This window comes from Streptomyces calidiresistens (genome assembly GCF_014141525.1).
In the GTDB taxonomy this organism is placed as follows: Bacteria; Actinomycetota; Actinomycetes; order Streptomycetales; family Streptomycetaceae; genus Streptomyces; species Streptomyces calidiresistens.
This window is the reverse complement of the sequence record NZ_VKHS01000649.1, coordinates 1-3,187: the sequence shown is the minus strand read 5'-3', so window position 1 is coordinate 3,187 and position 3,187 is coordinate 1. Positions and strand designations below refer to the sequence as shown.

Below are 3,187 nucleotides of genomic sequence, written 5' to 3'. Positions count from 1 at the left end.
GACAGGGAACGATCCGTTCGGATCGTTCCCGGCCCCTCCCCGGTTCCGGCGGTCCCCCGGGTGGCCGACGGCCTCCGCGTTCCCGACCCGATCGCTCAGCCGACCGTCGGGCGTTCCTTCCCGGCCCAGGAGCGCTGGACCGACAGTTCCGCCTTCATCTCGGCCAACTGCACGGCGACGGCCGAGGGGGCCGTGCCGCCCCGGCCGGAGCGCGCGGCGAGGGCGCCGGGCACGTTCAGCACCGAGCGGACCTCCGGGGTGAGGTGGGGGGAGATCTCCGCGAACCGCTCGTCGGTCAGTTCGTGGAGTTCGATGCCCTCGCCCTCGCAGACCTTCACGCACTCCCCCGCCACCTCGTGGGCGACGCGGAACGGCACCCCGCGCCGGACCAGCCACTCGGCGATGTCGGTGGCCAGCGAGAAGCCCGCCGGGGCCAGCTCCGCCATCCGCTCCTCGTGGACGGTGAGGGTGGCCATCATGCCGGTGAAGGCCGGCAGCAGCACCTCCAGTTGGTCGCAGGAGTCGAAGACCGGCTCCTTGTCCTCCTGCAGGTCCCGGTTGTAGGCCAGGGGCAGCGCCTTGAGGGTGGCGAGCAGGCCGGTGAGGTTGCCGATCAGGCGACCGGACTTGCCGCGCGCCAGCTCGGCGATGTCCGGGTTCTTCTTCTGCGGCATGATCGAGGAGCCGGTGGAGAAGGCGTCGTGCAGCGTCACGAAGGAGAACTCCTTCGTGTTCCACAGGATGACCTCCTCCGCGATCCGGGAGAGGTTGACCCCGATCATCGCGGTGACGAAGGCGAACTCGGCGACGAAGTCGCGGGCCGCCGTGCCGTCGATGGAGTTGCCCGAGGAGCCGCGCTCGAAGCCCAGTTCACCGGCGACCGCCTCGGGATCCAGGCCGAGCGAGGAGCCGGCCAGGGCGCCGGAGCCGTAGGGCGAGACGGCGGTGCGCTCGTCCCACTGCCGCAGCCGCTCGCCGTCCCGCGACAGGGCCTGGACGTGGGCCAGCACGTGGTGGGCGAAGAGCACCGGCTGGGCGTGCTGGAGGTGGGTGCGGCCGGGCATGGCGGCGTCCGGGTGGGCCTCGGCCAGGCCGATCAGGGCCTCCTGGAGGTCGGCGAGCAGGCCGCCGATGATCCGGGCGTGGTCGCGCAGGTACATCCGGAACAGCGTGGCGACCTGGTCGTTGCGCGAGCGGCCGGCGCGCAGCTTCCCGCCGAGTTCCGGGCCGAGCCGTTCCAGCAGTCCGCGTTCGAGCGCGGTGTGCACGTCCTCGTCGGCGACGGTGCCGGTGAAGGAGCCGTCGGCGACGTCGGCGGCCAACCGGTCCAGGCCGGCGAGCATGCGCTCCAGTTCGTCGGCGTCCAGCAGCCCGGCGGCGTGCAGCACACGGGCGTGGGCCCGGGAGCCGGCGATGTCGTAGGGGGCCAGGCGCCAGTCGAAGTGGACGGAGGCGGACAGCTTCTCCAGCGCCGCCGCGGGGCCGTCGGCGAACCGGCCGCCCCACAGCCGCACGTCGGGGCCCGCGGCGGGTTCGGGGGTCGCGGCGCTCACCGGGCCAGGTCCCTCTTGGCCGCGATCTTCCCGGAGAGGGCGAAGATCTCGATGAAGCCCTTGGCCATCGACTGGTCGAAGGTGTCGCCCGTGTCGTAGGTGGCCAGGTCGAAGTCGTAGAGCGACCGCTCGGAGCGGCGCCCGGTGACGACCGCGCGTCCTCCGTGCAGGGTCATCCGGATGTCCCCGCACACGTGCTCGTTGGCCTCGGTCACGAAGCCGTCCAGGGCGCGCTTGAGCGGTGAGAACCACAGGCCGTCGTAGACCAGTTCCGTCCAGCGCTGCTCCACGCCCCGCTTGAAGCGGGCCAGTTCGCGCTCCACGGTGACGCTCTCCAGCTCCCGGTGGGCGGTGATCAGCGCGATCGCGCCGGGGGCCTCGTAGATCTCGCGGGACTTGATGCCGACCAACCGGTCCTCGACCATGTCGATGCGGCCGATCCCCTGTGCTCCGGCGCGCTCGTTGAGTTCGCGGATGGCCTCCAGGACGGTCACCGGGCGGCCGTCGAGGGCGACGGGGGCGCCCCGGTCGAAGGTGATGACGACCTCGTCGGCCCCGCGCGGGGTCGCGGGGTCGGCGGTGTACTCGTAGACGTCCTCGACGGGGCCGTTCCAGATGTCCTCCAGGAAGCCCGTCTCCACCGCGCGTCCGAAGACGTTCTGGTCGATGGAGTACGGGGACTTCCCGGTGGTGGCGATCGGCAGGCCCTTCTCCTCGGCGAAGGCGATGGCCTTGTCCCGGGTCATGGCGTGGTCGCGGACGGGGGCGATGCACCGCAGGTCGGGGGCGAGGGAGGCGATGCCCGCCTCGAAGCGGACCTGGTCGTTGCCCTTGCCGGTGCAGCCGTGGGCGACGACGCCGGCGCCGTGCCGGCGGGCGGCGGCCACCAGGTGTTCGGCGATGACGGGCCGGGAGAGCGCGGAGACCAGCGGGTACCGGTCCATGTAGAGCGCGTTGGCCCGGATGGCGGGGAGGCAGTACCCGTCGGCGAACTCGTGGCGCGCGTCGACGACCTCCGCCTCGACCGCGCCGCAGGCCAGCGCCCGCTTGCGGATGACCTCCAGGTCCTCCCCTCCCTGGCCGACGTCGACGGCCACGGCCACGACCTCGGCTCCGGTCGCCTCGGCGATCCAGCCGATGCATACGGAGGTGTCCAACCCGCCGGAATAGGCGAGTACCACTCGCTCGGTCACGGGGCTCTCTCCTTGGGATGCGCGCACTGACAGAATAAGTATGCAGAGCAATGCATGATTCGTCAATTCGACTCCGGGAGCGGCCCCGGGGGAACGCCCGCGCGACACGCGGAATCGGTTGTTGAAGGTGTTGAAAGCTCCTCCCCCGGCTCCCCGGGCACGAAAGAGCAGGTCGACGCGGCACCGGGGACGAAGCGGCCCTCCCGCGTCCCCTCCGGGGAACGGCCCCCGGGAACCGGCGCGCTGTTCCGGACCCCCGGGGACCCCCACCCTGGTGCCGATCGTCCCGGGGCGGGCCGCCCCGACCGCCGGTCACGAATCACCGCACCCGGCCGCCGGACGGGACGACGTCCCGACCGGCCCGGCCCGGCGCCGACCACAGGAGGTCAGGCTTGACGACCGCGCACCGACTCCCCGACGCCGATCCCGCCTCCGAGACCC

The 3,187-nt window shown here is 72.3% G+C and carries 2 protein-coding genes; both read right to left on the bottom strand.

Annotation, left to right across the window (positions count from 1 at the left end; translation table 11 throughout):
* Positions 1–95: 95 nt before the first annotated feature.
* On the bottom strand, positions 96–1,553 hold the full coding sequence (gene argH / locus FOE67_RS20950; RefSeq protein WP_182666392.1) for an argininosuccinate lyase: 1,458 nt from the start codon (positions 1,551–1,553) through the stop codon (positions 96–98).
* On the bottom strand, positions 1,550–2,746 hold the full coding sequence (locus FOE67_RS20945) for an argininosuccinate synthase (protein ID WP_182666391.1): 1,197 nt from the start codon (positions 2,744–2,746) through the stop codon (positions 1,550–1,552). Before FOE67_RS20945 ends, argH begins: the two co-directional genes overlap by 4 nt.
* Between the last annotated feature and the right edge of the window lie 441 nt (positions 2,747–3,187).